The sequence below is a fragment of the Siccirubricoccus deserti genome, from assembly GCF_014283215.1.
In the GTDB taxonomy this organism is placed as follows: Bacteria; Pseudomonadota; Alphaproteobacteria; order Acetobacterales; family Acetobacteraceae; genus Siccirubricoccus; species Siccirubricoccus deserti.
The window spans coordinates 1-5,406 of record NZ_JACOMF010000128.1 but is presented as its reverse complement, the minus strand read 5'-3'; the positions used below and the strand labels follow the sequence as shown (position 1 = coordinate 5,406).

The following is a 5,406-nucleotide window of genomic DNA, read 5'->3' as shown; positions in this document are numbered from 1 at the left end:
GGGGATCCGACCCAGCCAGGAGTTGGTCTAGCAACTCATCCGGGATGGTAGGCTGTTTGCGTCGCGGCATGCGATGGCTCCTTCAGCAGCATCGTACCGTCCCAAACACAAACTTCCCGATAGACCCTGCCTGATTGGCATGGAGGCCTGCGCCACAGCGCACTATTGGGCCCGGGAACTGCGAGCGCTCGGGCACGAGGTGCGGTTGATGCCTGCCCAATACGTCAAAGCCTATCTCCGGCGCGGCAAGAACGACGCCGCAGATGCCGCGGCGATCTGTGAGGCGGTGACCAGGCCGTCGATGCGCTTCGTCCCGGTGAAGGGCGAGGCGCAGCAGGCTGCCCTCATGCTCCACCGCGTGCGCGACTTGCTGGTCCGTCAGCGGACCCAGCTGATCAACGCTATTCGTGGTCATCTTGCAGAGTTCGGCGTGATCGAGGCGCAGGGGCCGTGGAACGTCGGGCGGCTCCTGACGGGGCTGGAACAGGAAGACTCGGTCCCTCAACTGGTGCAGAAACTGGTTCAACTCTTGGCGGCGCAGCTCGCAGATCTCGAAAAGCGTATCAGGGAGGTCGATGCCCGTATCTTGGCTTGGCATAAGGCGGACGCCGTCAGCCAGCGCCTTGCCACCATTCCCGGTATCGGGCCGCTCGTCGCGACCGCCATTGCCGCCACGGTGCCCGATCCTTCGACTTTCCGAAGCGGACGGGAGTTCGCGGCCTGGCTGGGACTTGTGCCACGACAGAACTCCACCGGCGGTAAGACGCGACTGGGCCGCACCAGCCGGCAGGGAGATACCTACATACGCCGCCTGCTCGTAATCGGGGCGCAGTCGGTGCTGTACTGCTCCAAGGCGGCACGGGCGAACCCCTGGATACAGGGCCTGCTGGCCAAACGGCCACGCATGGTGGTGGCGGTCGCCCTGGCCAACAAGACAGCGCGGGTCGCCTGGGCTGTGATGGCAAGGGGAACGATCTACAGGATTGCGGCCACGGCGTAAGTCGGGGCCGCTCACCGGACGCTTGCGAGGGAGAAGGAGCGAGATGGAGTAGTCGGTTGCACCGACGGGTCGGGAGAAGCCTGGAGAAGAGAAGGGTCGCAAGCCCGAGGATCTGTTGAGGACCCGACCTGCGGAACCCATCGGGGCCTGCGGTCATTGCCGACCGCGACTGAGGCCGGACACATGACCGCAAGCAACTTGCTACGCCTGACGCTCAAAGTTCCCCTTGCAAGCCGGGGGCCATCCACACATGGCTTTTCTCGTCGATCGACAGCACCACCGCATGACAGGGCGGGTCCATGTAGAGGCCGACGATGTCCTCGACCTTGCTGGCAAAGGCGGGGTCGCTGGAGCGCTTGAAGCTGCGCAGGCGGTGCGGCTGCAGGCGGTTGGCCTGCCAGATGCGCTGCACCGCGCTCAGGCTGATGCCGACCGTCCTGGCCATCGCCCGGCCGGTCCAATGGGTCACGGCGCCCGGCGGCTCGGAACAGGTCAGAGCCAGCACCTTGGCGACCATTGCCGTGGCCAGCGGCGCCCGGCCGGGCTTGCGTGTCTTGTCGCGCAGCAGCCCCTCGACACCCTGTTCGGCGTAGCGCCGTTGCCAGCGCCAAACCGCAGGGCGGCTGACGCCCGCGCGGCGCGCCACCTCCAGAACCGGCAGCCACTCGGCGGAGAGCAAGATGATGTTGACCCGCTGCACATGCTTTAGCGGGCGGTTCCGGTCACCAAGGATCGCAGCGAGGCGGATACGATCCTCAGATCCAAGGATGACGCTGACGGTCTGGGCCATGCCTGGAGAATTCCACCGCAGCGCCCCGCTGTGAATCCTCCGTCTGCGTCAGTGCACTAGGTCTGCCGGGCGCTCTCCTGGTCGGGTTGCAGGAACGCCTGGCGCAGGGCGGCCGAGGCCATGGACTGCTGGGCCTTGCCGACATGGGCGAGCGCGTTGCGCATCCAATGCACGCGGGGGCTGTTGAACAATCCTACGCCGGACGGTCGGCGAGTTCGGGTCGTGTCGTTTGGATCGAGGCGGCGACCGTCGCCGCGAGGAGATGAGCGAGCGCGGCGAGGAGCGATATACCGCGCCACGGGCCGAGCAGGGCGAGGAGGGCAGCGGCAAGCCGCTTGAGATTGACCGCAGCGGCGGTCAGGAACGCCTGGATACGCATGGTTTGGAGCCCGCGCCGGACGGCGCGCGCAAGGCCGTGCCAGGATTTCGCCTCACCGTGGAAGCCCTCCGAGCGCCAGCGGTGGCGCTGGTAGAGCCGCGCGTCCTCTCGCGACCAACGCTCCTTGCAGCGCCGGGCGCGCAGGAGGGCGGGGTGATGGTCGCTCACGACGACGGCTTTGTTTACCCGTCCCTTGGACAGGCAATCGCCGCGGATCGGGCAACGGCGGCAGTCGGTTGCACGCGAGTAGAAGTAGCGCCCGTGCTCGATGCGGCGCTGCGACCGGAGGATGCGGCGCATCGGGCACTTCAGGATGTCGTGCCGCGCGTCGTAGCGGAACCGGCGCAGCGGCACGCGGGAGCGGATCGGCTCCTTCTTGGCGGGGATCACCGGGTCGATGCCCCGCGCCTCCAAGCCGCCGTAGATCTTGCTGTAGGCATATCCCTGGTCCGCCGTCACGACCTTGACGGCGGTGCCCGTCGCCGCCGCGACTGCATCAATCTGCGGCAGGACGCGATCGCCTCGTTCGCTTGGCCAGTCGTGACCTCGACGTCGAGGACAACACCGAACCCGTCGTCTACCGCCGTGTGCTGCTTATAGCCAGGCTCCAGCCGCCGGTTCCGCGCATTGGTCGCCATAGTGGCGTCCGGGTCTGTAGGGCAGACCTTCTTGTATCGGCCGGTCTGCTTGCCGTCCCGCTCGGCCCGTCGGCGCGCTGTCCGCGCCGTCTCCTCCCCGTGCGGGGGAGACTGGGTCTCCGCCTCGTCGTCTTGCGCGAGGACCGCATCCGCGTGTCACTCGCCGAGGCTCTCCCACGCGACATCGGCGCGGATGAGCGTCGCGTCGATGTGGAGGACCTCGCCCCGGGCGATCCGCGCATCGACGCAGGCCCGCACCGTCCGGGTGAAGATCTGCCGGAACAACTCGGCACCCCAGCGCTGCCGGATGCGGGTGAGCGACGAGTGGTCGGGCAGGGCCTCGTGCAGCCCGTAGCCCGCGAACCAGCGGATCGCGATGTTGACCTGTGCCTCGCGGAGAAGCCGCCGGTCGTGGGCGATGCCGAGGAGAAAGCCCGCGAGCATCAGACGAACCGCGACTTCCGGATCGATCCCCGGTCGTCCCACGCCGTCGGCGGCATAGAGGTGGCGTACCTCGGCGCGCAGCCAGGAGAGGTCGAGCACCCGATCCACGCGGGCGAGGACATGGTCATCAGGGATCAGGTCGCGCAACGATCCCGCCATTAGCAGCTCAGTCTGGCCTCGTATCCTGCTGCCGAGCATCGCCCGTCACCCGCACCGTTGCCGCCTCTAAGCGAGTCAGACCACCAGGGCCTTTTCAACAGCCCCACGCGGCAGCGTTGCCACGTCGCCCCGAGCACACGGGCGATCGCCACCTTCAGCCCCTCATGGGCATCCGAGACGACGAGCTTCACGCCCTTCAGGCCGCGCTTCACCAAGCTCTTGAGGAAGGTGGCCCAGAACGTCTCGGCTTCCGATGGGCCGATGTGCAGGCCGACGATCTCGCGCCGCCCCTCGGCATCGCAGGCCACGGCGATTATGGCCGCGACGGAGACGATGCGCCCGCCCTCGCGCTGGCGGAGGTAGGTGGCGTCGAGCCAGAGATACGGCCATTCGCCGGACAGCGGGCGATCCAGGAAGGCCGAGACCCGCTCGTCGATGTCCTTGCACAGCTTCGAGACGGTGGACTCGGATATCCCGGTCAGGCCCATGGCCTGCACCAGGTCGTCCACCCGGCGCGTCGAGACCCCGCCGATCCAGGCTTCCTGGATGACCGCCACCAGGGCCTTCTCGGAGGTCTTCCGGGGCTCCAGGAGGGCGGGAAGTAGCTGCCCTGCCGGAGTTTCGGAATGCGCAGCTGCATCGGCCCGAGCCGCGTGTCCAGCGTGCGGTCGCGGAAGCCGTTGCGATAGTTCAGCCGCTCGCCGGTGCGCTCATGCCGCCCGGCACCGATCAGGCCTTCCACCTCGGCCTCCATGAGCATCTGCAGCACCGCCTCGACGGCGCTGCGCAGGAAGTCAGCGTCTCCCGCTTTCGCCAGCAGCTCGGTAAGTGGCAGTCTGTCGTCGGCCATCGGGTCCTCGGTCGGTCAGGGGTGGGAGCTTCGCAACTCCACCCTAGCCGCCAGGTCCGATGGCCACCCCAGCCCTACACCCCGGACAACGCCAGAATTTCCACCACCTCCGCGGACGCTACCAGTCTTGACTTGGCTCGTCCGGCGGTGCTGGGCAAGGCGCAGATGCTGCAGATAGGCGAATGCGATGCAGGTCATCAGCGCGTGTCGGTGCAGCCCGGTCCAGGAGCGCCCCTCGAAATGGCCCAGGCCGAGTTCCTGCTTGAGCTGCTGGTGGACCTGCTCGCAAACCCAGCGCGCCTTGATGGCGGAGGCGAGCGCCCGCAGGGACGCGCCGGAGGTCAGGTTGCTGAGGTGGTACTTGCGCTCGCCATTCGAGCGCCACTCGCCCACCAGCCAGACCTCGTCGCCGGGCAGGTGGCGGTTGTTCGCCCAAGTTTCGCCGTCGCCGACCCGGACGCGGGTGGCCGTGAACCGTGCCGCGAGAGGGCCCTTGGTGCCGTGTCGCCGTCGCCTTTTGCTTTGCGCCAGACGATAACTCTCGCCGTTCATCTCCAGGGTGTGGACGTGGTGTGTGAGGCGGTCGAGCAGAGCGCCGGTCAGCCTCTCATTGCCGAGGATCTCGGCCCATTCATCTGCAATAGCTGAGACTTGATCGGACAGTCTATGTTGGTTCCCGAAGATGGAGCTGGTAGGCGGGGCACGGTCCTTGCCCTCGCACTCGGACTGCGGCCTGCCCACCGGCGGGATGGAGAACCAGGAGATGACACAGGAACAGAAGATCACTCGCGCCAAGGTCGGGCTGCTCGAGCTCGCCCGCCAGCTCGGCAATGTCAACCAGGCGTGCAAGATGCTGGGCTACTCGCGCGACAGCTTCTACCGCCTCAAGAAACTCTACGGCAAAGGCGGCGAACTCGTGCTGGCCGGCGGTGCCGACTCAACGGTGCACGATTCACAAGCACCGAAATCTCCTCGCCCACGCGCCGGAGCGGCTGCATGAGGAGATCTCGGCCGACTACCACTACTTCGGCAGATTTCTGTTGGCCTGAGATCCCGGCTGGTAAGCTGATGGACGTTCCGATTGAGGTGCGGCCCGGTGAGGTGGCGCATGATCGAAGCGGCAGCGGAGTGGGAATCGACCTTTGC

At 67.0% G+C, this 5,406-nt stretch carries 1 protein-coding gene and 6 pseudogenes; 2 read left to right on the top strand and 5 right to left on the bottom strand.

Annotation, left to right across the window (positions count from 1 at the left end; genetic code table 11):
• Positions 1 to 124: 124 nt before the first annotated feature.
• A pseudogene (locus H7965_RS28455) lies at positions 125 to 1,000 on the top strand (IS110 family RNA-guided transposase); the annotation flags it as partial.
• A gap of 247 nt (positions 1,001 to 1,247) precedes the next feature.
• Here H7965_RS28455 and H7965_RS28450 read toward each other — a convergent pair.
• From H7965_RS28450 to H7965_RS28430, 5 genes and pseudogenes are all read right to left on the bottom strand, one after another.
• Positions 1,248 to 1,790: pseudogene (locus H7965_RS28450) on the bottom strand (IS630 family transposase); the annotation flags it as partial.
• Positions 1,791 to 1,846: 56 nt separating this feature from the next.
• On the bottom strand, positions 1,847 to 1,981 hold the full coding sequence (locus H7965_RS28445) for a transposase (protein ID WP_315898718.1): 135 nt from the start codon (positions 1,979 to 1,981) through the stop codon (positions 1,847 to 1,849).
• A gap of 2 nt (positions 1,982 to 1,983) precedes the next feature.
• A pseudogene (locus H7965_RS28440) lies at positions 1,984 to 3,449 on the bottom strand (IS1182 family transposase).
• Positions 3,410 to 4,164 (bottom strand): annotated as a pseudogene (locus H7965_RS28435) (IS256 family transposase). Before H7965_RS28435 ends, H7965_RS28440 begins: the two co-directional pseudogenes overlap by 40 nt.
• A 111-nt stretch (positions 4,165 to 4,275) precedes the next feature.
• Positions 4,276 to 4,842: pseudogene (locus H7965_RS28430) on the bottom strand (transposase); the annotation flags it as partial.
• A gap of 181 nt (positions 4,843 to 5,023) precedes the next feature.
• Between H7965_RS28430 and H7965_RS31500 the strand changes: the two are divergent.
• Positions 5,024 to 5,182: pseudogene (locus H7965_RS31500) on the top strand (helix-turn-helix domain-containing protein); the annotation flags it as partial.
• Positions 5,183 to 5,406: the final 224 nt, after the last annotated feature.